This is a genomic window from Dialister sp. i34-0019-2H8 (assembly GCF_042846925.1).
Classification (GTDB): domain Bacteria; phylum Bacillota; class Negativicutes; order Veillonellales; family Dialisteraceae; genus Dialister.
In genome coordinates this window covers 343,634-367,036 of sequence record NZ_BAABYQ010000001.1, presented here as the reverse complement: position 1 = coordinate 367,036, position 23,403 = coordinate 343,634, and the positions used below count along the sequence as shown (strand labels likewise).

Genomic DNA, 23,403 nt, shown 5'->3' with positions numbered 1-23,403 from the left:
CATTATTTCTTAGTCGCAGTCTTTTTGCCTGCGATGGTCTTCTTCGGACCTTTACGGGTACGAGCATTGGTCTTTGTGCGCTGTCCACGAGTCGGGAGTCCTGCACGATGACGTCTGCCTCTGTAAGAACCGATTTCTACCAGACGTTTAATGTTGAGGGATTCTTCTCTACGAAGGTCACCTTCGACTTTATAATCAGCGAGTACGCCGCGGATCTTTGCTACATCATCTTCAGACAGATCTCTGACGCGGATGTCAGCATCAATTCCTGCTTTGCTTAAAATTTCTTTGGAAAGAGTGGGGCCAATTCCATAAATATAAGTTAAGCCGATCTCAACGCGCTTATCTCTTGGTAAGTCTACACCAGCTATACGTGCCATCTACTCTTTAACCTCCTTTTAATTAACCTTGTCTCTGCTTATGTTTCGGATTTTCACAAATGACCATTACACGGCCTTTGCGTTTGATGATCTTGCACTTGTCGCACATCTTTTTGACGGACGGTCTGACCTTCATCTTGGTTCCTCCTTGCTTACTTGTAACGATAGGTAATCCTGCCGTGCTCTAAATCGTAGGGCGTCAATTCTACTGTTACTTTATCCCCTGGCAGGATGCGGATGAAATTCATACGCATTTTGCCGGAAATCGTAGCCAGCACAATATGTCCGCCGTTTTCCAATTTGACACGGAACATGGCGTTTGGAAGTTTTTCTACTACTTTGCCTTCGACTTCAATAACGTCTGCCTTGCTCATGAGAGCCTCCTTTGGCTTATCATATGCTGACCGCCTGTAACAATGGAATCAATGGCGCAGCGTCAGAATTTTTGGACCATCTTTGGTAATGGTAATGGTGTGTTCGATATGAGCCGACGGTTTACCGTCTGCTGTCACGACGCCCCATCCATCACGAAGGGAGATGATGTCCGGACTGCCCATGGTGATCATGGGTTCAATACAGATGCACATGCCTTCTTCCAGACGTGGTCCATGTCCTGGTGTACCGTAGTTTGGAACTTCCGGATCTTCATGCATACCGATTCCGATGCCGTGACCTACATATTCACGAAGTACTCCATAGCCATAGGGCTTCACGTAGCTTTCGACAGCGTGACCGATGTCGCCTACGGTATTGCCTATTACGGCCTGCTTGATGCCAGCAAAGAGTGCACCTTCGGTGGCGGAAATCAGCTGGAGGTTTTTCTTGTTTGTATGTCCTACCGGAACAGTGATACAGGAGTCACCCATGTAACCATTTAATTGTACCACAAGATCAATAGAAATGATATCACCTTTTTTAAGAATTTTTCTTCTCGAAGGGATTCCGTGGACAACAGTATCGTTAACAGAGGCACAGATGGTGGCAGGGAAGCCTTCATAACCTTTGCAGGCTGGGATCCCGCCTCTGTCTCGGATAAATTTTTCAGCCAGTTCATCGAGTTCATAGGTACTCATCCCCGGCTTTACAGCTTTTTCAAGCATAGAGAGAGTATCCGCAGTCAGTCTCCCAGCTGCGGAAATTTTCTCTACCTCTTCAGGTGTATAAACGGTGATCATTTGGAAGCCTTCTTCAAAGCATCCTGGATGTCGGCATATACCTCATCCATGCTCTGATCTCCGTTGATTTCATAGTAGCGGCCGCTGACCTTGTAGTAGTCGATCAGTGGTTTTGTGGACTTGTCATAGACATTGAGTCTTTCTCCCACTGTCTTCTCATTGTCATCAGCACGCTGATACAGTTCGCCGCCGCAGTTGTCGCATACGCCTTCGACCTTTGGCTGACGGAAAAGTTTATGGAAGGAAGCGCCGCATTTTCTGCACACCAGTCTGCCGCTGACTCTCTTCACCAGGTCATCTCTGTTGGCTTTGATGCCGATGACGGCGGTGAGCTGGATTCCGAGTTCATGGAGAATGGCATCGAGTGCAGATGCCTGTGCCGTGGTACGCGGGAAGCCGTCAAGAATCCAGCCCTTCTGGCAGTCTTCCTGAGCGAGTCTTTCCTTGACGATACCAACAGTTACGCTGTCCGGTACAAGGTCGCCCTTGTCCATGTAGCTTTTTGCTTCCTTACCAAGAGCAGTTCCTGATTTCACGGCTGCACGGAACATGTCGCCGGTGGAAATCTGGGGGATGCCGTAATCGCGAATGAGTCTTTCTGCCTGAGTGCCTTTGCCTGCACCTGGAGGTCCCATCAATAAGATATACATATCCCTTACTCCTTTAGGAAAAAGGCTTTATTTGATAAAGCCCTGATAGTTTCTTGTGACCATATAGGACTGTGCCTGTCTCATGGTATCGAGGGCTACGCCGACGATAATGAGAAGGGAGGTACCGCCGAAGTACACACCCTGGATGCCTGTGATGTTTCCAATGAAATTCGGAAGGATCGCCACAAAGGCAAGGAATACAGCCCCGGTCAGGGTGATTCTGGACAATACCTTGTCTACATACATCATGGTCGGCTGGCCAGGACGAATGCCCGGGATGAAGCCGCCATACTTCTTCATGTTATCAGCGAGATCTTTGATGTTGACAGAGATCGCGGTATAGAAATACGTGAAGATAAAAATGAGGAAGCCGTAGCAGATGGTATTTGGCCAGGTGCCCCATCCAAAGAAATTGCCGACAGCCTGTACCCAGCCGATATGAACGAACTGTGCAAGGGTGACGGGAAGCATGAGAATGGAGGAAGCGAAGATGATCGGAATGACCCCGGCCTGATTCACCTTGAGCGGCAGGTAGGTGGAGTGTCCACCATACATTCTGCGTCCAATGACACGCTTTGCATACTGGATAGGAATTCTGCGCTGCCCTTCATTGACTTCGATGACCATCAGGATCATGACGAGAGCAATGACAAGGAACAGAAGCAGCTGGAACGGAGAAATGGTACCAACCTTCAAGTAATCGATCACCGTGGTGATAGCCTGCGGGAAGCGGGCTACGATGCCACAGAAGATGATGAGGGAAATACCATTACCGATCCCGTGTTCCGTAATTTTTTCGCCGATCCACATGAGGAGGCAGGTGCCAGCGGTGAGGACGACGACAACGAATACAAAATACAGCCAGCTGTTATCGACAAGAGCATTGTTGATGCGCAGGGCATAGGTCATGCCGAATGCCTGTACAGCTGCGAGGAAGATCGTGAAGTATCTTGTGACCTTCTGGATCTTCTTGAAGCCTTCCTGTCCGTCCTTTCTCCATTCTTCGAGTGTAGGAATGACGGCCGTCAGGAGCTGCATAATGATGGAAGAGTTGATGTAAGGGGTGATACTCATAGCAAAAATAGAGAATTTGCTGAGCGCACCGCCCGAGAAGAGATCCAGGAAGCCGAAAAGGTTTCCGGATGTAAACAGACTTTCAATGACAGAAGCGTCAACTCCCGGTACCGGGATATGGACTCCCAGTCGGAAGATGACGAACATCATGAAGGTGAAGAGGATGCGATCTTTGAGTTCTTTGTTGGCAAAAAGGTTTGCGATCACAGACCCCATATTAGATCACCTCTACTTTTCCACCTGCTGCTTCGATTTTCTGCTGAGCGCCTTTTGTGAAGCCCTGAGCTCTTACGGTAAGAGCTTTGGAGAGTTCACCACTTCCCAGAACACGTACACCATCGAGAACGTTCTTCAGAATACCTGCTTCAACGAGAGCGACCGGATCAACGACAGCATTGTCTTCGAAACGGTTCAGTTGTTCAACATTAACTTCGGAGTATTCTTTAGCGAAAATATTTTTGAAGCCGCGCTTTGGAAGACGACGGTACAGAGGCATCTGGCCGCCTTCAAATCCCGGACGTACGCCGCCGCCGGTTCTAGCGTTCTGGCCTTTTGCACCGCGGGTGGACTGCTTGCCCATGCCGCTGCCGAGACCTCTGCCTACACGACGACGAACTCTTGTGGAACCTTCAGCTGGTTTCAGTTCATGAAGTTTCATTAGTGCACCTCCTTCTTATTTATTCTGCTTCTTTGCAGTCAACCAGATGACGGACAGAGTGGATCATGCCCTTGATCTGTGGGGTAAGTTCTTTTTCAACAGAGGAGTGGGTCTTTTTGAGTCCCAGAGCCTTGATGGTAGCGACATGTTCCGGTCTGGAGCCGATGACGCTCTTTTTCAGTGTAACGATAACTTTCATGTGGGGCCCCCTTAGTTGTAAATTTCGTCTACGGACTTGCCACGAAGTGCTGCAACAGTTTCAACATTTTCGAGTTTAGCGAGACCGTCCATGGTAGCTCTTACCATGTTGATCGGATTGGAGGAACCCAGGGACTTGGTCAGGATGTTGCGGATACCTGCCATAGCGAGTACGCTTCTGACCGGGCCGCCTGCTTTGACGCCGGTACCTTCGGCAGCAGGTTTCATGATGACTTTGCCGGCACCATAGATACCGAGCATCGGATGAGGAATCGTACCGTTTTTCAGAGCAACGGTGATCATATTCTTCTTGGCATCTTCGACGCCTTTACGGATAGCTTCCGGAACTTCAGCAGCTTTGCCGAGGCCTGCGCCTACTTTGCCTTTGCCATCGCCGACTACTACAACTGCAGCAAAGGAAAAACGACGGCCGCCTTTTACGACTTTAGCAACGCGGTTAATGAAAACAACGTTTTCCTGTAAGTCGGATTCCTGTTTTTCAAATCTTGGCATGTGTTTTCTCCTTTACCTTAAAATTTCAAGCCAGCTTCGCGGGCGCCATCAGCCAGAGCCTGGACTCTGCCGTGATAGATGTAGCCGCCGCGATCGAATACGACGTTTTCGATGCCCTTTTCCAGAGCTCTCTTTGCTACCAGCGCGCCGACTGCTTTTGCAGCTTCTGCGTTGCCGCCGTATGGGAATTCAGCTTTAATTTCTTTGTCTAAGGTATTTGCGGATACCAGCGTTACGCCAGCTTCATCATCGATGATCTGAGCGTAGATGTTAGCCAGGGAACGGAAAACATTGAGACGCGGGCAAGCGGCAGTACCGGAGATTTTTTTACGAAGACGCAGATGACGGCGAATGACCGCATTTCTGCTTGCATTTTTACGCATAGTTCTTTACCTCCTGTCTTACTTTGTTGCGCCGGTCTTACCAGCCTTACGGCGTACGTATTCACCGGAGTAACGGATACCTTTGCCTTTGTAAGGTTCAGGCTGGCGCCAAGCGCGGATTTCTGCAGCGATCTGTCCAACCTTTTCCTTATCGCAGCCAGATACCACGATAACAACAGAAGACGGGGTGGAAATGGTGATGCCTTCCGGTGGAGTTACGATAACCGGATGGGAGAAGCCGAGAGCCAGTTTCAGGTTCTTGCCCTGCATCTGTGCATTGTAGCCGACGCCCTGGATTTCAAGCTTCTTTTCAAAACCTTCCGTAACGCCTACTACCATGTTATGGATGAGGGTACGGTTGAGTCCGTGCAGGGAACGGTTTTTGATATCATCATTCGGACGGGTAACGAGGATCTCGTTGCCTTCCATCTGAATTCCGATCTCTTCATTCAGTGTACGGGTGAGTGTGCCTTTCGGACCTTTTACGGTGACTGTATGGCCGTCAATCTTGACTTCCACACCTGCCGGTACCGTAATCGGTTTTTTGCCAATTCTGGACATATTTTACCTCCAACGATTACCAGACAAACGCAAGAACTTCGCCGCCAAGACCAGCTTTACGAGCTGCTTTGTCGGTCATAACGCCCTTGGATGTGGAAATAATAGCGATACCAAGTCCGCCGAGTACCTTCGGCAGTTCATCTTTGCCTGCATATACGCGCAGACCCGGTTTGGAAATTCTCTTCAGACCTTTGATGACCTTTTCACGGTTTGCGCCGTATTTCAGAGCTACGCGCAGTTCCGGATGTCCTTCGACTTCGATCTGTTCAACGCTTTTTACAAAGCCTTCGTCTTTTAAAATAGCCAGCACAGCAGCCTTCATTTTAGAAGCAGGCATATCTACTTTATCATGATATGCATCGTTCGCATTACGAATACGGGTAAGCATATCCGCAATCGGATCGGTTGTTACCATTATTTATCCTCCTCCCGAAATCTTACCAGCTGGCTTTTTTAATACCCGGAATTTCTCCGCGGTAAGCCAAATCACGGAACTGGTTACGGCAGATTCCGAATTTACGCATGAAGCCGTGGGGACGGCCAGTCAGTTTGCAACGGTTGTGCAGGCGTGTTGGGGAAGCGTTGCGCGGGAGCTTGGAAAGAGCTTCCCAGTCGCCGGCTTCTTTCAGAGCCTGACGCTTTTCAGCGTATTTAAGAACTGCGAGTTCTCTTTTCTTCTCGCGTTCCAGCATAGACTTCTTTGCCATGTTGTCCTCCTGGTTATTTCTTGAACGGCATGCCGAACTGACGGAGAAGTTCACGTGCTTCTTCATCGGTCTTAGCCGTTGTTACTACAATGATATCCATGCCACGGATGCGGTCGATCTTTTCATAGTCGACTTCCGGGAAGATCAGCTGTTCTTTTACGCCGAATGCATAGTTTCCGCGGCCGTCGAAGCTCTGGTCGCTGATGCCACGGAAGTCACGTACGCGTGGAAGAGCGATGTTGATCAGACGATCGAGGAATTCGTACATTCTGTCACCACGAAGGGTAACTTTGCAGCCGAGCGGCATTCCTTCACGGATCTTCCATGCAGCCAGGGATTTATGGGCTTTGCAGATCATCGGCTGCTGGCCGGTGATCGCTGCGAGATCGGATGCTGCAGCGTCTACTGCTTTGCTGTTTTCGGTTGCTTCGCCTACACCGATGTTGATGACGATTTTATCCAGCTTCGGGATTTCCATGTCATTCTTGTAGCCGAATTTTTCGCGCATGGTGTTTTTAATCTGCGCTTTGTATAAGTCGTTTAATCTGGACACTTGTTATCCTCCTTCCCGCTTAGGCTTTGTCAATAATAGCGCCGCTCTTGACAGTTGCTCTGACGTAAGTTCCGTCTTTCTGCTGAACTTTCTTGACGCGGGTCGGTTTCTTTGTTTCCGGATCCAGGATCATGACTTTGGAAGCATAGAGCGGAGCTTCCTTCTCAATGATGCCGCCCTTCGGGTTTGCCTGGCTCGGTTTGGTGTGTCTTTTGATCATGTTGACGCCTTCAACGACAACACGGCCTTCCTTCGGCATAGCAGCTTTGACTTTGCCCTGCTTGCCTTTATCTTTGCCGGAAATGACTACAACGGTGTCACCGGTCTTTACATGCAGTTTCTGACTCATTCGTTTGCCTCCCTATTAGAGCACTTCCGGAGCCAGGGAAACGATCTTCATGAAATCTTTTTCACGGAGTTCTCTTGCTACCGGTCCAAAAATACGTGTTCCTACCGGGCTCTTGTCATCTTTTACGATAACGACTGCGTTTTCGTCAAAACGGATATGGGATCCGTCGCTGCGGCTTACACCGCTAACAGAACGAACTACAACAGCTTTTACTACCTGGCCCTTCTTAACAACGCCGCCGGGGGTTGCATCTTTGACCGTACAAACTACAATATCACCGATATTGCCGCTTTTACGGAAGGAACCACCCAGAACTTTGATGACCAGGACGTTCTTAGCACCGGTATTATCTGCAACGTTGAGTCTGCTTTCCTGCTGAATCATCGTGCCTATCCTCCTATATTAATCTTTGTATATCAGTTCTGACGGGCAACGATTTTTTCAACTCTCCAACGCTTGTCATGAGACAGCGGGCGGGTTTCGACGATGCGTACGGTATCACCGACACGGCATTCGTTGTTTTCGTCATGCGCTTTGAACTTTGTTGTGGTATTAATCGATTTTTTGTAGAGCTTGTGGGGAACTTTGCGTTCTACAGCAACAACTACGGTTTTATCCATCTTGTCGCTGACAACAATTCCCTGGCGCACCTTGCGCAACTTTCTTTCTTCTGCCACGTTGAGATCCTCCTTTGGATAAACCGTTATGCCTTCTTGGCAGCCTTCAATTCTTCTTCGCGCTGTACAGTCTTGATGCGGGCGATGGTCTTCTTTACTTCACGAATACGCATCGGGTTTTCAAGCTGTCCTGTAGCGAGCTGAAAACGGAGGTTAAACAGTTCTTCCTTTAAGCCGGCAACCTTTTCAGTTAATTCGGCAGTGCTCAGGTTACGAATTTCATTGACCTTCATTTTATTCACCTGCCACTTCTTGACCTTTAACTACAAATTTTGTCTTGATTGGCAGCTTGTGGCCTGCAAGGCGCATTGCTTCCTTTGCAGCTTCCATGGAGATGCCACCCATTTCGAACATCACGCGGCCCGGTTTAACTACGGCTACCCAGTATTCAACTGCGCCTTTACCGGAACCCTGACGGGTACCAATTGGTTTAGCAGAAACCGGTTTGTCTGGGAAAATCTTGATCCAGACCTTGCCGCCACGTTTGGTGTAACGGGTCATGGCAATACGGGCTGCTTCGATCTGACGGCTGGTAATCCAGGACGGTTCGGTGGCTACCAGACCAAATTCACCGTAAGTAACGGTGTTTCCACGATGTGCTTTGCCTTTCATACGGCCGCGGAACTGTTTACGATATTTTGTACGCTTTGGAATTAACATCAGGAATCACTCCTTTCAGAGTTTTTCGGTCTACGTTCTCTGCGATCGCCACGACGGCCGCCTCTTCTGCCGCCTTCATGACGGTTGTTTCTATCTTTGCTGGTGCGGACGTTTTCGTTTTCGTCTACTACCTGGCCAGGAGCGAGTTCGCCTTTGTAAATCCATACTTTAATGCCGATAGCACCGTAGGTGGTATGGGCAGTGGTGACACCGTAATCAATGTTTGCACGGAGAGTCTGCAGCGGGATGGAGCCTTCGCGGTAGCTTTCGCTTCTAGCGATTTCGGCACCGCCCAGACGGCCGGAAACGGTAACTTTGATACCCTTGGCACCAGCGCGCATGGTTCTGCCGACGCACTGTTTTACAGCACGGCGGAAGCCGATACGTCTTTCGAGCTGGGAAGCGATGTTTTCGCCGACCAGGATAGCGCTCATGTCAGTGGATTTGATTTCCAGGATGTCGATGTCGACTTCTTTGTCGGTGACAGCAGCGAGAGCTTTTTTGATGTCCTCGATGCCTGTGCCGCCACGGCCGATGACCATGCCCGGTTTAGCGGTATAAATCGCAAGCTTTACACGGCCGCTTACGCGTTTAATGCCAATTTTGGAAATGCCTGCTGCGAACAGGTGCTTCTTTAAGAACTGGCGGATTTTGGCATCTTCCACAAGCAGTGCAGCATAATCTTTTTCTGCAAACCATTTGGAATCCCAGTCATCGATCACGCCTACACGCATTCCATGCGGATTAACTTTCTGACCCAAAACGTTTCCCTCCTTCGATTACTCTTTTTCAGAAACTTTTACCGTCAGTGTGCTGGTACGTTTCATAATCCCGAAAGCCTGTCCACGGGAGCGTGGATGTACGCGCTTCATAATCGGGCCTGCATCTACAAAAATTGTGGAGATGTAGAGTTTGTCAATGTTCATGTCGTTGTTGTTTTCTGCGTTGGCCATAGCGCTTCTCAGTGTCTTTTCGACAACGATGGAAGCTGCTTTATGGGTGTTGCGCAGGATAGAGATAGCTTCTCCCGCTTTCTTGCCGCGGACAAGGTTCGCTACGATGCGAACCTTACGGGGAGAAATGCGGATATTTCTTGAAATTGCCTGAACTTCCATTTTATTCCTCCCTGGTTATTTCTTCTCGGTCTTGTTATGACCCTTGAAGGTACGGGTCGGAGCGAATTCGCCAAGTTTATGACCGACCATATCTTCAGTGACATAAACCGGTACATGCTTTCTTCCGTCGTGAACAGCGATGGTGTGACCAACGAAGCTCGGCAGGATGGTAGAAGCACGGGACCAGGTTTTTACAATTTTCTTATCGTTAGCTGCGTTCAGCGCATCGATCTTCTTTACGAGAGAGAAAGCGACGAACGGGCCTTTTTTTACGGATCTGGACACTTTTACTCCTCCTTATCTTACTTGCGTCTCTTAACGATCAGTTTGTTAGACGCTTTTCTGCTGTGTCTGGTCTTCACGCCGTAAGCCGGTTTGCCCCACGGGGTAACTGGACGCTTACGTCCGACAGGAGCTTTACCTTCGCCGCCGCCATGCGGATGGTCATTCGGGTTCATGACAACGCCGCGGTTAGCCGGACGAACGCCGAGCCAGCGGTTTCTGCCTGCTTTGCCGAGGGTAATGTTTTCGTGATCTTCGTTGCCGATAGCACCGATGGTAGCACGGCAGCGAATGTGAACTTTTCTAAGTTCGCCAGACGGCAGACGGAGAAGTGCATAGTCGCCTTCCTTAGCCATCAGCTGAGCGCTTGCGCCGGCAGAACGGACCATCTGGCCGCCTTTGCCGATCTTCAGTTCTACGTTGTGAACGATGGTACCAAGAGGAATGTTGGTGAATGGGAGGCAGTTGCCGACTTTAATATCGGATTCCGGACCGCTGGTGACTACGTCGCCGACCTTCAGACCTTTCGGAGCGAGGATGTAGCGTTTTTCACCATCTGCATACTGCAGCAGTGCGATGCGGCAGGTACGGTTTGGATCGTATTCAATGGTTGCGACTTTAGCCGGAACGCCATCTTTATTTCTCTTGAAATCGATGATTCTGTACTGACGTTTATGTCCGCCGCCCTGGTGACGAACAGTGGTCTTACCGGAGCCATTACGACCGCCATGATTGTGAACAGGAGCCAGAAGGGATTTTTCTGGGGTATCTGTTGTAATTTCCTCAAAGGTGGAAACGGTCATCTGACGGCGTCCGGGAGTGTACGGTTTAAATGATTTGTATGCCATTTATATTACTCCTCCTTACGCTTCGAAGAGCTCAATTGTTTCGCCCGGTTTGAGGGTAACAATTGCTTTCTTCCAATCACTGCGACGACCCTGGGTGCGGCCCAGACGTTTCATCTTGCCTTCATAACGCATGGTGTTCACAGCCTGAACTTTAACTTTGAAGATCTGTTCTACAGCCTGGCGGATCTCCACCTTGGTAGCAGCGAGCGGTACACGGAATGTGTACTTGCGTTCTTCCATGAGAGCTGTAGTTTTTTCGGTAACGAGCGGTTTAATGAGGATGTCACGTGCGTCCATTATGCGAGTACCTCCTCAATTTTCTTAACAGCTTCCTGAGTCAGGAAAAGTTTGCCGGTGTTTACGATATCGTAGATGTTGAGTCCGTTCGGTGCGTAAGCTTTGACGCCCGGAATGTTTCTAGCGGACAGAACAGTGTTCTGGCAAAGAGCGCCGCCGTCAACGATGACAGCTTTGCCTTCTGCCTGGAAAGCAGCCAGCATTTTGACTACTTCTTTGGTCTTCGGTGCTTCGAAGTTTACTGCGTCGAGAACGACGAGTTCGTTAGCACGGAGTTTTTCAGACAGTGCAGATCTTACAGCCAGCTGACGTGCCTTTCTCGGCATATCTTTGGCATGGCTTCTCGGGGTCGGTCCGAATACGGTACCACCGCCGACCCACAGTGGGGAGCGGATGGATCCGACTCTGGCACGGCCGGTGCCCTTCTGTTTCCAAGGCTTCTTGCCGCCGCCGCGTACAAGGCCTCTGGTTTTGGTGGCATGTGTGCCGAGGCGTTCATTGGCCATCTGGCGCACCACTGCCTGATGAATAACAGCTTCGTTGTAGTCTACACCAAAGACGCTGTCATTCAGCTCTATTTCACCGGCAGCTTCGCCGGCTACATTATACAGCTTTACTTTCGGCATTGAGATGTTCCTCCCTAATCAGAACAATTTTCTGTTGTTCCAGACAATATTATTTTACAGGCTTTACGGTTTCCTGTACCATGACGAGGCTTCCCTTAGCACCTGGGATCCCGCCTTTGACAAGCATAAGATTACGGGCAGTATCAACTCTTACTACCTGAAGATGCTGTACGGTCACACGTACGCCGCCGAGCTGGCCAGGCATCTTCTTGCCTTTGAATACTTTTCCGCCGCCGCCGGACATACGAGCACCGAGGGATGCTGTCTGACGATGGTTCTTGGAGCCGTGGGATTCAGGTCCACGCTGGTGGTTATGACGTTTGATCGTGCCGGCGAAGCCTTTGCCGCGGCTGGTGCCAATAACGTCGATAATCTCGCCTTCTGCGAAGATATCAGCAGCCAGAGTTTGGCCTACTGTGTAAGACGGCTTTTCAGCGAGTCTATATTCACGCAAATATTTAACTGGGTCGATACCAGCTTTTTCAAACTGACCCTTTACAGGTTTTGTCAAATGTTTTTCTTTGACAGCGCCGTAGCCGAGCTGTACTGCGTTGTATCCGTCGGATTCAACAGTTTTAACAGCTGCTACCACGTTTGGCAGAACTTCAATAACGCTTACCGGAATCAGGTCGCCGTTTTCAGCGAACACCTGAGACATTCCTAATTTTGTTCCCAAAATAGCCTTAGACATCTTTGCACCTCCTTACAGTTTAATTTCAATGCTGACGCCAGCTGGGAGTTCCAGTCTCATCAGCGCATCCGCGGTCTTCTTGGACGGATCGAGGATGTCAATGAGTCTCTTGTGGATACGCATTTCGAACTGTTCACGGCTGTCTTTGTTGACATGTGGAGAACGAAGAATGGTGTACACGTTCCGTTCGGTCGGGAGCGGAATCGGACCGGAGACTCTGGAGCCTGTTCTTTTTGCAGTCTCCGCGATCTTCGCTGCGCTCTGATCAACTGCTTTGTGATCATAGCCTTTCAGACGAATTCTGATTTTTTCCTGTTTCGACATTAGATAAACCTCCTACGTTCATTTCATGAATGAACTGCTCCGTGGAAATTCCCCTGCTCAGCAGGCCACCTTCCACTTCATAGTTTGTTCTGAACACTCTTTTGCCTTGCGCCCTCGCACAAAGGTACCAGACGTTCAGCTTTTCTATAATACTATTTTTCGGCACTGAAATCAAGCATTTTATACAAAATTTATTTTTGCTGATTTTTAGTGAAATTGTCCGGTATTTACTGACTTTTCTGCAGTTTATTTTCTTTATTTTCACATGGCCACGCCGCCGTGCGTGTACTCTAATTTCTAAAACTTTCATAAATTCGTATAACCGCCATGTAGTATGCCACCTTTCAGCCTAAAAAATGCAACGCGGGCGCAAATTTCCATCTGATATTTGGTCACTATCTTCTTTTTGCAACGGTGTTACACCGGCCGCATACCGTCTTGACGCATTCCGCAAAAATTCTATGAAAGGAGGTCTTATACGGACATATGTTTATCTCGCATTTCAAAAGCCTTTCAGGGAAAGCCCGTCATCAGGGACTTCTCACTCACGATCGAGAGGGAAGCTCCACGACAGAAATGGGAAAACGGCTGCCACAAAGATCCCCCGCTCCGCTGGCGATGCCGCTCGCCTCTGTGCTCGTTACCATCTGCCTTCTTCTCTGGATGGTGCAGAATGCCATCACGACCAATAAAAGCGACTCACTCGCAGGCGGCAACAGCAAGCGGATGACGCTCACTCCTCTCTCATCAAGCTGTGTGGGTTCGGATTCTCAGCGGGGCATTTCAGCCTCTCTCACTACACCGAACTTTTCAGTGAGACGGAGAATGATGCCCTCTCCGCCATACGGGGACGCTCATCGTGCTTCCTATGCGAAGACACGAAAAGAGCGGCAAGATCCTCGAAGCCGCAAGTCTTCTCTCAGAAATGCGCCCCGGCATCGTCCTTGTCATCGACATCATGCTCTTTGGCAATGACATCTGCTCCCTTCTCCCACTGTACAGCACCATGGCGATCCTCGTCATCACCTACGTCATCCTCTTCCTTCCCTACACCGCAGAGTACGTTACCTCCGCCTGATACTTGGCTGCCCGTCCCCAATCACCACTCTCAAGCACGCAAAAAAACTCCCCCTTGCGGGAGAGTTTTTTTCATTCAGCAGATGCTGAAATTATTTTGCGATCTTAGCTACAACGCCTGCGCCTACGGTACGGCCGCCTTCACGGATAGCGAAACGCTGGCCTTCTTCCATAGCGATCGGGGTGATGAGCTTAACGCTCATTTCTACGTTATCGCCAGGCATGCACATTTCAGTGCCTTCCGGCAGCTGGATGTCGCCGGTTACGTCGGTGGTTCTGAAGAAGAACTGCGGACGATAGCCGTTGAAGAACGGGGTATGACGGCCGCCTTCATCTTTGGTCAGTACGTATACCTGAGCGGTGAATTCAGTGTGCGGCTGAACGGTGCCCGGTTTTGCGAGGACCTGGCCACGAACGATGTCTTTACGGTCGATACCACGGAGCAGAGCGCCGATGTTATCGCCAGCCATTGCCTGGTCAAGGGTCTTTCTGAACATTTCTACGCCGGTAACGACGGTAGCGGTCGGTTTGTCCTGCAGGCCGACGATTTCAGCGGTGTCGCCGACTTTGACAGTACCACGTTCTACACGGCCGGTAGCAACGGTGCCACGACCGGTGATGGTGAATACGTCTTCGACTGGCATCAGGAATGGTTTGTCGGTATCACGTTCCGGGGTCGGGATGTAAGCATCGACTTCAGCCATCAGATCACGGATCTTCTGTTCATCTTCCGGATTGCCGTTGAGAGCGCCGAGAGCGGAGCCTACAACGATCGGGGTGTCATCGCCTGGATAGTCGTAGGAGGAGAGCAGATCTCTGATTTCCATTTCTACGAGATCGATCAGTTCCGGATCGTCGACCTGGTCAGCTTTGTTCAGGAATACAACGATAGCCGGTACGCCGACCTGTTTAGCCAGAAGGATGTGTTCGCGGGTCTGCGGCATCGGGCCGTCAGCTGCGGATACGACGAGGATAGCGCCGTCCATCTGTGCTGCGCCGGTGATCATGTTCTTGACATAGTCAGCATGCCCTGGGCAGTCTACGTGTGCGTAGTGACGGGTAGCGGTTTCATATTCTACAGTGGAGGTATTGATGGTGATACCACGAGCTCTTTCTTCCGGTGCTTTATCGATGGAAGCGTAGTCGAGGAAGTTTGCTTTGCCTTCTTCAGCCAGAACTTTGGTGATAGCAGCGGTCAGGGTCGTTTTACCATGATCGACGTGGCCGATGGTGCCGATGTTAACATGCGGCTTGGTTCTTTCGTAATGAGCTTTTGCCATTTTGAGGTCTCCTTAATAAAATTTTATTTCTTTCCGAGTCTTTCTTCAGTGATCTGCTGAGAAATAGCTTTCGGAACTTCTTCGTAATGGTCGAAGGTCATGGTGAAGGTACCACGGCCCTGGGTGGAAGAACGCAGTCCTGTTGCATAACCAAACATTTCAGACAGCGGAACGAAGCCTTTGATTCTGGATTCGCCGTTTTCGGTTTCCATGCCTTCGATACGTCCACGACGGGAGTTCAGGCCACCGATAACGTCGCCCATGTATTCTTCCGGTACGTCTACTTCGACAGACATGTATGGTTCGAGGAGAACTGGGTCAGCTTTCTTCGCACCATCTTTGAATGCCATGGAGCCTGCGACTTTGAAGGCCATTTCGGAGGAGTCGACATCATGATAGGAACCATCATAAACGGTAACTTTGATGTCTACCATCGGATAGCCAGCAACAACGCCGTCTTCCATAGCTGCTTCTACGCCGGTCTGGATTGGGTTGATGAATTCTTTCGGAATAACGCCGCCAACGACAGCATTTTCGAATTCGAAGCCTTTGCCCGGTTCCATCGGTTCAAGACGCAGCCAGCAGTGACCGTACTGGCCGTGACCGCCGGTCTGACGGATGAACTTACCTTCGGATTCAACGGATTTACGGATGGTTTCACGGTAAGCGACCTGCGGTTTGCCTACGGTGCAGTCTACGTTAAATTCACGTCTCATACGATCGACGATGATGTCGAGGTGGAGTTCGCCCATGCCGGAGATGATGGTCTGGTTGGATTCCGGATCGGTGTGTACTTTGAAGGTCGGATCTTCTTCTGCCAGTCTCTGAAGAGCATTGCCCATCTTTTCCTGGTCAGCTTTGGTCTTTGGTTCAACAGCAACGGAAATAACCGGATCCGGGAATTCCATTTTTTCGAGGATGATCGGATGATCTACATCGCAGAGGGTATCGCCGGTGGTGACATCCTTGAAGCCGACTGCTGCAGCGATATCGCCGGAGTAAGCACAGTCGATTTCCTTACGATGGTTTGCATGCATCTGAAGGATACGGCCAACGCGTTCTTTCTTTCCTTTTGTGGAGTTCAGAACGTAGGTGCCCTGGTTCATGATACCGGAGTATACACGGAAGAATGCCAGTTTACCAACGAATGGGTCAGCCATGATCTTGAATGCGAGCGATGCCATCGGAGCGGTATCAGATGCTTCACGGGTGACTTCCTCGCCGTCAAGGGTGGTACCTTTGACCGGAGGAACATCCAGCGGAGATGGCAGGTAGTCAAGGACAGCATCGAGCAGCATCTGGATGCCTTTGTTCTTGTATGCAGAACCGCAGAATACCGGGAAGAGTTTGCAGTCAAGAACCTGCTGACGGAGAGACGCTTTGATCTCTTCCATGGTGAGTTCTTCGCCTTCGAGGTATTTTTCCATCAGTTCGTCACTGCCTTCAGCAGCAGTTTCGATGATCTGTTCGCGGAGTTCTTCAACCTGGTCAGCGAGATCGGCCGGTACGTCTTCGATATGGTACTGTTTGCCGTCATCGCTGTCATAAATTTCAGCCTGTCTGGTCAGCAGGTCAACGATACCGGAGAAGGTATCCTGAGCGCCGATCGGGAGCTGCATTGGAATAGCTCTTGCATGGAGGCGGGTATCCATGGTTTTTACCGCATGGAGGAAATCAGCACCGACGGTATCCATCTTGTTGATGAATGCGATACGCGGTACATGATAGTGGTCTGCCTGTCTCCAAACGGTTTCAGACTGGGTCTGAACGCCGTCTTTCGCACTGAATACTGCTACGGAGCCATCGAGTACGCGCAGAGAACGTTCAACTTCTACAGTGAAGTCTACGTGCCCTGGGGTATCGATGATGTTTACGCGGTAGCCTTTCCAGTGGCAGGTGGTAGCAGCGGAGGTAATGGTAATACCACGTTCCTGTTCCTGTTCCATCCAGTCCATGGTAGCAGCGCCATCGTGAACTTCACCGATCTTATGGTTTACACCGGTATAATACAGGATACGTTCCGTGGTTGTGGTCTTACCTGCATCGATGTGCGCCATGATGCCGATGTTTCTTGTTTTTTCAAGCGGAAATTCTCTGCCCACGATTTTTTCTCCTTATTAAAATTACCAGCGGTAATGAGCGAAAGCCTTGTTTGCTTCAGCCATTTTATGGGTATCTTCCTTCTTCTTTACAGCAGCACCAGTGTTGTTGAAAGCGTCCATCAGTTCACCTGCAAGACGTTCTTCCATGGTACGTTCGCTGCGCAGACGGGCATAGTTGACCATCCAGCGGATCCCCAGAGTCAGACGACGGTCTGCTCTTACTTCTACCGGTACCTGGTAGTTTGCGCCGCCGACACGACGAGCACGAACTTCCAGAACTGGCATTACGTTGTTCAGAGCCTGTTCGAAAATTTCGATCGGTTCTTTGTTGAGCTTGCTGTGGCAGATGTCAAATGCGCCATATACAATGGATTCTGCGACACCCTTCTTGCCGTCAAGCATTACTTTATTGATGAAACGAGTGACTGTCTTGTTTCCATACACGGGATCCGGCAGCACGTCACGTTTCGGAACAGCACCTTTTCTCGGCATTGTTAGTTCCTCCTTATATAGATGTTAGTTGATCACATAAAACTTGGTTGACAGGAAATCTTATTTCTTGTCTTTCTTAGCACCGTATTTGGAACGGGACTGCTGACGTCCAGATACACCTACGGTATCGAGAGCGCCACGGATGATGTGGTAACGAACACCTGGAAGATCCTTAACACGGCCGCCTCTGATGAGGACTACGCTATGTTCCTGCAGGTTGTGGCCTTCACCAGGAATGTAAGCAGAAACTTCGATTCCGTTGGTCAGGCGTACACGAGCTACTTTACGAAGAGCGGAGTTTGGCTTTTTCGGGGTAGCGGTGTAAACTCTTGTGCAGACACCACGTTTCTGTGGGGACTGTTTCAGAGCCGGGGTCTTCGCTTTGACTGCCAGGGTCTGGCGGCCTTTACGAACCAGCTGATTGATTGTCGGCAAAATGGGCACCTCCTTTCTATAAGGGTAAATTTATAATTGATCCAATAAGGCATAGCCTTGCTGGATATTACCGGGGATCTTTGAGAAACGCGGATGAGATCAGCGTTTCCTCAGGACAGCGGCAGCAGCGGCTTTCACTTTGATGCCACACGCGCGGCCGATCTCCTTCTTGGTGAATTCCTGAATGGCGGGAATGTCTGACGCCTGACACGCAGAAAGGAGCGGAGCAGAGATCCGTTCATCACAGTCTGAAGCAATAAATACAGCAGAGGCTTCCCTCTTCTCGATTGCTCGTTCTGTTTCCTTCATTCCTACTACAAAGTCCGAATCTTTCAATTCTTCCAGTGTCATACGTTCTCACCTGCTTTTCAGCACACTAAATCCACGCAACATTGGAATTATATCATTGAAGGCCTCCGATGTCAATGATTTTTTATCCTATTTTTCTTAGTGTTTATGGGCAACTTTTTTACCACGTTCCCGTGCGTATCATAATGCATTATTTTTATACTTTTTTGTGATTGTTCATGCAGAAATGGATGGGGCAAGGTCAGCCCATGGCCGCGTGTGAAAGAGGTGCAAAGGGGTTGGTGCGGCGCATCAAATCATGGAAACGCCGCAGAATTTTATATAAGTCACCAGCAAACTTACCTATACAAACCAAGGGTATGGAGGCGCTTTATGAATGGTGCGCCGCCTCCAACACGCCTCACTGCTTCGTTTTCATTTTTAAAATCCCCATCACTTCCTCCATCGTCTCTGCGACATGGAGATTTCCCCACTCTGATGGCTCAATGAATCCTGCCTCTTCCCATGTTTTTATCTGCGCGAGAAGGCCATCGTAGATGTGTTCGATATTGCAAATGATGATGGGCGGCTGCGCGAAGGGATCCCCATAAATATGACGCTGGTTCGCTGTATCCGCCAATTCTTCAAGCGTGCCGATACCACCGGGGAGAATGATGAACGCATCCCCCATTTCGATCATCCTCTGCTTGCGAACAGTCATGTCAGGCACCTCAATGAGCGCGGTCAGGCCGCGGTGCGCCTGTTCCTTCGCGATGAACACCTCGGGAATGATGCCTGTCACTTCTCCGCCTGCTGCCATCGCCGCGTCCGCACAGATGCCCATGAGACCGACCGTGCCGCCGCCGTAGATCATACGGAAATGATTCTTTCCCAATGCCTCTCCCAGCTCGCCCGCAAAGGCCGCGTAGGCAGGATCATTTCCGAAATGGGAGCCGCAGTAAACGACTACATTCTTATATGTCATGTGTATGCCTCCTTTTCTGTATTGTAGCATAATGGCTTCTGAAGGTTCAAAAGGTTTCGCGGGTCCGCTTTGGATGAATGCCGCAGCGCTTTTCTCTCCAATAAAAAGGCGATGTGAAATAACGATCATCTCATTTTCGCGTTCCATCTGCCGCGGGGGACTTGCAGCTCTCATGGGAGTGACCGGGAAACCTTATCTCAGCTGTCTTTCATGCCATAGTCACCCTATCCGCCCCTTTCGGGCACCTTCCCCTAGAGGGGAAGGCTGCGATACGAGAATACCATCTTCTAAAAAAAGGCGGCGAAGCCGCCACGAGAGCCCTGAACCTTGAACCCTGAACCAAATGAAAGCAAAGTAAAAAGGGGCTGTGAAGAAATGAGGATTCATTTCTTCACAGCCCCTTTATTTATAAAAGCGCAGATAACGACAAAGGATCCGGCTTAAGTCCTATTTCCCTGCTTCCTGTCTTCGCTGATCTTAAATACGAACGAACCGACAAGGCCCGAGAGGATGGACGCAGTCACGATCGCTGCCTTCGCAGAGGTGAGCTCTGCGGGATCCGAGAAGGAGAGCGAGGCGAGGAAGATAGACATCGTGAAGCCGATGCCCGCCAGAATGCTTGCGCCCAGGTAGTGCATCCACTTGGCCCCTTCCGGTTTTTTGGCAATGCCCAGCTTCACCATCAGGAAAACGGTCGTAAAAATACCGAGAGGCTTTCCCAGAAAGAGTCCGGCGATGATGCCAAGACCGATCGGGGAAGCGAGGGAGGCAAAGCTTTCGCTCGTCATCGAAATACCGGCATTCCCGAGTGCAAAGATCGGCATGATAAGGAAGGCCGACCAGGGGGACAGCTTATGTTCCCACAGGTGCAGCGGATGGGAGTGCTGGGTATTTTCCGTGCCGGCCGGGATCAAAAAGCCTGTCAATACGCCTGCGACAGTCGGGTGAATGCCCGCCTGATAGAAAGCATACCAGGTCAGTACGCCGCCCAAGACATAGGGCAGCGGATGATGAACATTTCTCCAGGAGAAGAGTGCCATCAGCATGAGCACCGCAAGGCCGGCGCCGAGCGCGGTCCAGTGGAGCTGCGTGCTGTAGAAAAGAGCAATGACGACGATCCCGCCCAGATCATCCACGATTGCAAGTGCCGTCAGGAAGACGATCACGCTTCTTGGCACACGCTTGGCTGCAAAGGCAAGCACGCCCAGCGAAAAGGCGATGTCGGTCGACATGGGGATCGCCCAGCCCTGCGCGGTGGGACCGCCCATATTGAAAAGGCTGTAGAGCGCCGCCGGTATCAGCATGCCGCCGACCGCTGCCGCAATAGGGAGCAGGGTCGCAGAGAGTGATTTCAGCTCGCCGAAAAGAAATTCCCTTTTGATCTCCATCCCGACGACAAGGAAAAAGATCGCCATCAGACCGTCATTCACCCAGTGCAGGAGTGACATGTCCGGCAGCAGCGGCAGATCTACGAAGAGGTGCAGCGCATGCTCATAGGTCTCCGCCATCGGCGAATTGGCCAGCACCATCGCGATGATCGTCGCGAGCATCAGGAGCAGACTGCCTGCAGACTCCTGCCTGATAAATTCAGCACAGGCACTATTCAGCTGGTTCATTCGGTACTTCGTATAGTCAACCATCGTTTCATCTCCTACTTCATAGATATAGATTCATTTCATAACTTTTGTATGCATTAGAGTGCATGTTTTTCATTATACATGATTTATTATGATATGAAAAGAGGGAACTTTAACTTTTTTCATCTTTCTGAAAATGAAAATGGCATCCAAAAAGCACCCTTGCTATTGCAAGAGTGCTTTGTCTTGGTGACCCAGGAGAGATTCGAACTCACGACCCACCGCTTAGAAGGCGGTTGCTCTATCCAACTGAGCTACTGAGCCATATGGTCGGGGCAGCCGGACTCGAACTGGCGACCCCCTGCTCCCAAAGCAGGTGCGCTACCAACTGCGCTATGCCCCGTTACGATTAAATATTATATAGTATGAGAGAACGTAAGTCAAGAAGAAAATTTTAGAGGTCCAATGCAGGAGTAGCGGGTTCCCTAGTTCAAAAGAATGGAAGCAGCGAAATCAGTGACTGGTAGCTGGTGACTAGGGATTAGGGATTAGGGATTAGGGATTAGGCGCTTCAAGCGGCTAGTCACTTGAATGCTCCTTTCCGGCATCGCCCCATATGTATCCGCGGAGAAGCCGCCACCTTCATTTCTCGTTCCTCATTTGAGCAGAATTTTCATTCGCAATCGAGGGAGCGACACGCCTCACGGGCTATCCCTAGTCCCTAGTCACTAGTCACCAGCCGCCTAAAAAGGGCCCGCTTTAAGGGCCCCTCTTTCATACTTTTTTATGTCCTACATCTTCTGCTTTGACGATGCCAAGGTAGATGCATCCGATGATCCATGCCACGTAGTCATCCACCGGCACAGGGACGCTTCTCATCCCCTTGGGGATGAGACGAGCAAGGCCTTTGGCCGGGTGGTCTTTCCAGTACCACTGCTCCCCCATTTCCGTCGTGTATTTCTCATCGACGAGCGTGACGGGGATCTCGCGTCCGAGTTTGCTAAGAAGGGCTTCTGTCCGCTTCTGCATGACCTCATGACGTGTGCCGTTTCCCATGACCAGCGCGAAGATCTCTTTCCCGGTGAGCAGTCGCGCCAGCTCCTCATCATAGTCCACGGTGCGGACGATGCATTTCTTTTCGAGCGTCCCATCCGCATGGACGAGTGCGACGCCTGTTTTATCCCGCCCGGGATCAATGGAGCAGAGAAGTCCCTTCATGGACGCAGCACCTCCACATCGATGGTCAGCGGGCCTTTCGTGTAGACATCACTGTGCGCTGTCACCTTGAGCTCACACTGCCCGCTGCATTCCTTGACCTTCTGGATGACTTCGACAAGCTCCTGTCCGTCCAGGACACCGACCTTGCCGGTGATCGGATCCGGGAGAATCCCCTGTGCCTGCGCGTAGTGATTTAGATCCTGCAGGAAACGCAGTACCTGCATTTCATAGTTTTTGCTATCCTTGTACTTATCCAGACCGCCTTTATAGATGACCTGTCCCTGTCTGAAGACGAGGAGATTATCATGGATATCGAAATCTACCACGAGGCGTTCGCCTAAGATGAGATTCTGTGCGGCAACGACACGGACGAGCTTTTTATGTTTTGCGCCTGTCACCTGCGCCACCGACTCGTCAAAGTCTCTCTGGCTCATGCGGACGAGGTTCACACTCTCATCGGTGATGTTCAGCCTTTCCTTCAGCATTCCGTTGATGTCGGCAAGGACGCTCTTCAGCACCTCTCTTGATCGGTTCTCATCCATATCTTCATCGACCACGACGCTTGTCATCACCTGGCCCGCCTGGAAGACCACCTGTCCTTCACGCAGTGCGTAGATATTTTTGATGAGCTGCTCTTTTTCTCCATTCAGTGTCGCAATATTTCCTGTCAGCTCTTCGCGGATCTTTTCCAGCTCCGCGATGTCTTCTGCAGACTGCTCGACGCCGGCTTTCGCCTCATCATACGCCTGCTGTACGGAGGAGAGCTCACTCTCCATGAAGACACGCTGGCCTTCGACTTCATCCAATCGCTTGGATGTCTCTTCGGCCTTCCGGTTCACGTCTTCATACTCTTTGTTGCGTGCTTCGAGCTGCAGCTTGCCCTTCTCGAGCTCGCGGTTCTTGACTTTGATCTCCTGATTCAGATCCTGCATCTCGTTCTGCAGCTTGGAGAGACCGAAGAGGGCGACACGAACATTTTCATTCACGACGGCCAGCACGGCGATGGTGAAGAAGGAAATCAGGATGCCGGAAATGATCGTCACGATCACGGAGGTGTACTTCGGACGAAGCCCGAAGAGCGTCATCCGCTTCTTACCGACCTTCGATCCGATCCGATCTCCCAAAAAGGCGATCAGCCCGCCCATGGCGATCAGGATCAGAAACATGAATATGCCGATAAACATAGTAAACCTCCTTTGCGATGGAAAATGGGTTCAGGGTTGATGGG

The 23,403-nt window shown here is 50.4% G+C and carries 39 protein-coding genes and 2 tRNA genes; 1 reads left to right on the top strand and 40 read right to left on the bottom strand.

The genetic code is table 11. From position 1 onward, the window contains the following. Positions 1-2 precede the first annotated feature (2 nt). The 29 genes from rpsM to ACGG9R_RS01300 all read right to left on the bottom strand — a co-directional run bounded on the left by rpsM (position 3) and on the right by ACGG9R_RS01300 (position 13,458). Positions 3-380 (bottom strand): 30S ribosomal protein S13, encoded by a 378-nt coding sequence (gene rpsM / locus ACGG9R_RS01440; RefSeq protein WP_390150595.1) that lies wholly within the window; start codon positions 378-380, stop codon positions 3-5. A 22-nt stretch (positions 381-402) separates the two neighbouring features. Beyond that, on the bottom strand, positions 403-516 hold the full coding sequence (gene rpmJ, locus ACGG9R_RS01435) for a 50S ribosomal protein L36 (protein WP_008859825.1): 114 nt from the start codon (positions 514-516) through the stop codon (positions 403-405). A gap of 16 nt (positions 517-532) precedes the next feature. Further along, positions 533-754, bottom strand: coding sequence for a translation initiation factor IF-1 (gene infA, locus ACGG9R_RS01430; protein ID WP_008859824.1), 222 nt, complete (start codon positions 752-754; stop codon positions 533-535). A 48-nt stretch (positions 755-802) separates the two neighbouring features. Then, positions 803-1,555 carry a type I methionyl aminopeptidase gene (map, locus tag ACGG9R_RS01425; protein WP_022105789.1) on the bottom strand — a complete coding sequence of 251 codons (753 nt, stop codon included), beginning with the start codon at positions 1,553-1,555 and terminating at the stop codon, positions 803-805. Beyond that, positions 1,552-2,205, bottom strand: coding sequence for an adenylate kinase (locus tag ACGG9R_RS01420; RefSeq protein ID WP_055237123.1), 654 nt, complete (start codon positions 2,203-2,205; stop codon positions 1,552-1,554). The genes map and ACGG9R_RS01420 overlap by 4 nt, the downstream gene beginning before the upstream one ends. A 27-nt stretch (positions 2,206-2,232) precedes the next feature. Further along, on the bottom strand, positions 2,233-3,495 hold the full coding sequence (gene secY, locus ACGG9R_RS01415; RefSeq protein WP_022105787.1) for a preprotein translocase subunit SecY: 1,263 nt from the start codon (positions 3,493-3,495) through the stop codon (positions 2,233-2,235). Between the two features lies 1 nt (position 3,496). Then, the gene (rplO, locus tag ACGG9R_RS01410; RefSeq protein ID WP_390150589.1) at positions 3,497-3,937 is read right to left on the bottom strand and encodes a 50S ribosomal protein L15; all 441 of its coding nucleotides are present in this window, start codon (positions 3,935-3,937) and stop codon (positions 3,497-3,499) included. 19 nt (positions 3,938-3,956) lie between these two features. Continuing rightward, positions 3,957-4,136 (bottom strand): 50S ribosomal protein L30, encoded by a 180-nt coding sequence (gene rpmD / locus ACGG9R_RS01405; protein WP_022105785.1) that lies wholly within the window; start codon positions 4,134-4,136, stop codon positions 3,957-3,959. A gap of 11 nt (positions 4,137-4,147) precedes the next feature. Next, positions 4,148-4,648: a 30S ribosomal protein S5 gene (gene rpsE, locus ACGG9R_RS01400; protein WP_022105784.1), complete on the bottom strand. Its 501-nt coding sequence runs from the start codon at positions 4,646-4,648 to the stop codon at positions 4,148-4,150. Between the two features lie 17 nt (positions 4,649-4,665). Continuing rightward, positions 4,666-5,031 (bottom strand): 50S ribosomal protein L18, encoded by a 366-nt coding sequence (gene rplR / locus ACGG9R_RS01395; protein WP_022105783.1) that lies wholly within the window; start codon positions 5,029-5,031, stop codon positions 4,666-4,668. Positions 5,032-5,049: 18 nt separating this feature from the next. After that, entirely contained in the window at positions 5,050-5,592 is a 543-nt protein-coding gene (gene rplF, locus ACGG9R_RS01390; RefSeq protein WP_022105782.1) for a 50S ribosomal protein L6, read from the bottom strand. Positions 5,593-5,608: 16 nt separating this feature from the next. Then, positions 5,609-6,007 (bottom strand): 30S ribosomal protein S8, encoded by a 399-nt coding sequence (gene rpsH / locus ACGG9R_RS01385; RefSeq protein WP_022105781.1) that lies wholly within the window; start codon positions 6,005-6,007, stop codon positions 5,609-5,611. 22 nt (positions 6,008-6,029) lie between these two features. Continuing rightward, complete coding sequence (rpsN, locus tag ACGG9R_RS01380; RefSeq protein WP_022105780.1) at positions 6,030-6,299, bottom strand: 30S ribosomal protein S14; 270 nt, start codon at positions 6,297-6,299, stop codon at positions 6,030-6,032. A 13-nt stretch (positions 6,300-6,312) separates the two neighbouring features. Further along, the gene (gene rplE / locus ACGG9R_RS01375; RefSeq protein WP_022105779.1) at positions 6,313-6,852 is read right to left on the bottom strand and encodes a 50S ribosomal protein L5; all 540 of its coding nucleotides are present in this window, start codon (positions 6,850-6,852) and stop codon (positions 6,313-6,315) included. Positions 6,853-6,871: 19 nt separating this feature from the next. Further along, a complete protein-coding gene (gene rplX, locus ACGG9R_RS01370) occupies positions 6,872-7,189 on the bottom strand; it encodes a 50S ribosomal protein L24 (RefSeq protein ID WP_390155028.1) in 318 nt (105 codons plus the stop codon). A gap of 27 nt (positions 7,190-7,216) precedes the next feature. Continuing rightward, the gene (gene rplN, locus ACGG9R_RS01365; RefSeq protein WP_390150581.1) at positions 7,217-7,585 is read right to left on the bottom strand and encodes a 50S ribosomal protein L14; all 369 of its coding nucleotides are present in this window, start codon (positions 7,583-7,585) and stop codon (positions 7,217-7,219) included. A 32-nt stretch (positions 7,586-7,617) separates the two neighbouring features. Further along, on the bottom strand, positions 7,618-7,878 hold the full coding sequence (gene rpsQ, locus ACGG9R_RS01360) for a 30S ribosomal protein S17 (RefSeq protein ID WP_022105777.1): 261 nt from the start codon (positions 7,876-7,878) through the stop codon (positions 7,618-7,620). A 26-nt stretch (positions 7,879-7,904) separates the two neighbouring features. Next, positions 7,905-8,111, bottom strand: a complete 207-nt coding sequence (gene rpmC / locus ACGG9R_RS01355; protein ID WP_022105776.1) for a 50S ribosomal protein L29 — start codon at positions 8,109-8,111, stop codon at positions 7,905-7,907. Position 8,112: 1 nt separating this feature from the next. Further along, positions 8,113-8,538 (bottom strand): 50S ribosomal protein L16, encoded by a 426-nt coding sequence (gene rplP, locus ACGG9R_RS01350; protein ID WP_022105775.1) that lies wholly within the window; start codon positions 8,536-8,538, stop codon positions 8,113-8,115. Continuing rightward, positions 8,538-9,299, bottom strand: a complete 762-nt coding sequence (gene rpsC, locus ACGG9R_RS01345; protein ID WP_022105774.1) for a 30S ribosomal protein S3 — start codon at positions 9,297-9,299, stop codon at positions 8,538-8,540. The genes rplP and rpsC overlap by 1 nt, the downstream gene beginning before the upstream one ends. A gap of 18 nt (positions 9,300-9,317) precedes the next feature. Further along, positions 9,318-9,653, bottom strand: a complete 336-nt coding sequence (gene rplV, locus ACGG9R_RS01340) for a 50S ribosomal protein L22 (protein WP_022105773.1) — start codon at positions 9,651-9,653, stop codon at positions 9,318-9,320. A 15-nt stretch (positions 9,654-9,668) separates the two neighbouring features. Further along, on the bottom strand, positions 9,669-9,938 hold the full coding sequence (gene rpsS / locus ACGG9R_RS01335; protein ID WP_022105772.1) for a 30S ribosomal protein S19: 270 nt from the start codon (positions 9,936-9,938) through the stop codon (positions 9,669-9,671). A gap of 17 nt (positions 9,939-9,955) precedes the next feature. Continuing rightward, positions 9,956-10,783, bottom strand: a complete 828-nt coding sequence (rplB, locus tag ACGG9R_RS01330) for a 50S ribosomal protein L2 (RefSeq protein ID WP_390150575.1) — start codon at positions 10,781-10,783, stop codon at positions 9,956-9,958. Positions 10,784-10,798: 15 nt separating this feature from the next. Next, entirely contained in the window at positions 10,799-11,080 is a 282-nt protein-coding gene (rplW, locus tag ACGG9R_RS01325) for a 50S ribosomal protein L23 (RefSeq protein ID WP_022105770.1), read from the bottom strand. Next, a complete protein-coding gene (gene rplD, locus ACGG9R_RS01320) occupies positions 11,080-11,706 on the bottom strand; it encodes a 50S ribosomal protein L4 (protein ID WP_022105769.1) in 627 nt (208 codons plus the stop codon). The genes rplW and rplD overlap by 1 nt, the downstream gene beginning before the upstream one ends. Positions 11,707-11,755: 49 nt before the next feature. Then, a complete protein-coding gene (rplC, locus tag ACGG9R_RS01315) occupies positions 11,756-12,397 on the bottom strand; it encodes a 50S ribosomal protein L3 (RefSeq protein ID WP_022105768.1) in 642 nt (213 codons plus the stop codon). A gap of 12 nt (positions 12,398-12,409) precedes the next feature. Further along, on the bottom strand, positions 12,410-12,721 hold the full coding sequence (gene rpsJ, locus ACGG9R_RS01310; protein ID WP_022105767.1) for a 30S ribosomal protein S10: 312 nt from the start codon (positions 12,719-12,721) through the stop codon (positions 12,410-12,412). After that, positions 12,678-13,031, bottom strand: a complete 354-nt coding sequence (locus ACGG9R_RS01305) for a hypothetical protein (protein ID WP_390150570.1) — start codon at positions 13,029-13,031, stop codon at positions 12,678-12,680. The genes rpsJ and ACGG9R_RS01305 overlap by 44 nt, the downstream gene beginning before the upstream one ends. A 235-nt stretch (positions 13,032-13,266) precedes the next feature. Beyond that, a complete protein-coding gene (locus ACGG9R_RS01300; RefSeq protein WP_390150568.1) occupies positions 13,267-13,458 on the bottom strand; it encodes a hypothetical protein in 192 nt (63 codons plus the stop codon). A gap of 131 nt (positions 13,459-13,589) precedes the next feature. Between ACGG9R_RS01300 and ACGG9R_RS01295 the strand changes: the two genes are divergently transcribed. Further along, the gene (locus tag ACGG9R_RS01295; RefSeq protein ID WP_390150565.1) at positions 13,590-13,799 is read left to right on the top strand and encodes a hypothetical protein; all 210 of its coding nucleotides are present in this window, start codon (positions 13,590-13,592) and stop codon (positions 13,797-13,799) included. Between the two features lie 91 nt (positions 13,800-13,890). On the opposite strand, the gene tuf is transcribed toward ACGG9R_RS01295, so the two are convergent. From tuf to ACGG9R_RS01240, 11 genes are all read right to left on the bottom strand, one after another. Continuing rightward, a complete protein-coding gene (gene tuf / locus ACGG9R_RS01290) occupies positions 13,891-15,078 on the bottom strand; it encodes an elongation factor Tu (RefSeq protein ID WP_390150562.1) in 1,188 nt (395 codons plus the stop codon). A gap of 23 nt (positions 15,079-15,101) precedes the next feature. Continuing rightward, the gene (gene fusA / locus ACGG9R_RS01285; protein WP_390150559.1) at positions 15,102-17,180 is read right to left on the bottom strand and encodes an elongation factor G; all 2,079 of its coding nucleotides are present in this window, start codon (positions 17,178-17,180) and stop codon (positions 15,102-15,104) included. Between the two features lie 21 nt (positions 17,181-17,201). Then, positions 17,202-17,672 (bottom strand): 30S ribosomal protein S7, encoded by a 471-nt coding sequence (gene rpsG, locus ACGG9R_RS01280; protein ID WP_022105064.1) that lies wholly within the window; start codon positions 17,670-17,672, stop codon positions 17,202-17,204. A gap of 60 nt (positions 17,673-17,732) precedes the next feature. Then, positions 17,733-18,107 (bottom strand): 30S ribosomal protein S12, encoded by a 375-nt coding sequence (gene rpsL, locus ACGG9R_RS01275; RefSeq protein WP_022105065.1) that lies wholly within the window; start codon positions 18,105-18,107, stop codon positions 17,733-17,735. 99 nt (positions 18,108-18,206) lie between these two features. Further along, positions 18,207-18,458, bottom strand: coding sequence for a L7Ae/L30e/S12e/Gadd45 family ribosomal protein (locus tag ACGG9R_RS01270; protein WP_390150554.1), 252 nt, complete (start codon positions 18,456-18,458; stop codon positions 18,207-18,209). 358 nt (positions 18,459-18,816) lie between these two features. Next, positions 18,817-19,380: a TIGR00730 family Rossman fold protein gene (locus ACGG9R_RS01265; protein WP_022105067.1), complete on the bottom strand. Its 564-nt coding sequence runs from the start codon at positions 19,378-19,380 to the stop codon at positions 18,817-18,819. 440 nt (positions 19,381-19,820) lie between these two features. Then, complete coding sequence (gene nhaA, locus ACGG9R_RS01260) at positions 19,821-21,020, bottom strand: Na+/H+ antiporter NhaA (RefSeq protein ID WP_390150551.1); 1,200 nt, start codon at positions 21,018-21,020, stop codon at positions 19,821-19,823. Positions 21,021-21,204: 184 nt separating this feature from the next. Further along, positions 21,205-21,281, bottom strand: a tRNA-Arg gene (locus ACGG9R_RS01255). Positions 21,282-21,284: 3 nt separating this feature from the next. Further along, positions 21,285-21,360: transfer RNA gene (locus ACGG9R_RS01250), tRNA-Pro, on the bottom strand. 371 nt (positions 21,361-21,731) lie between these two features. Then, complete coding sequence (locus tag ACGG9R_RS01245) at positions 21,732-22,175, bottom strand: ribonuclease H (protein ID WP_390150548.1); 444 nt, start codon at positions 22,173-22,175, stop codon at positions 21,732-21,734. Beyond that, a complete protein-coding gene (locus ACGG9R_RS01240) occupies positions 22,172-23,359 on the bottom strand; it encodes a DUF3084 domain-containing protein (RefSeq protein WP_390150545.1) in 1,188 nt (395 codons plus the stop codon). The genes ACGG9R_RS01245 and ACGG9R_RS01240 overlap by 4 nt, the downstream gene beginning before the upstream one ends. Between the last annotated feature and the right edge of the window lie 44 nt (positions 23,360-23,403).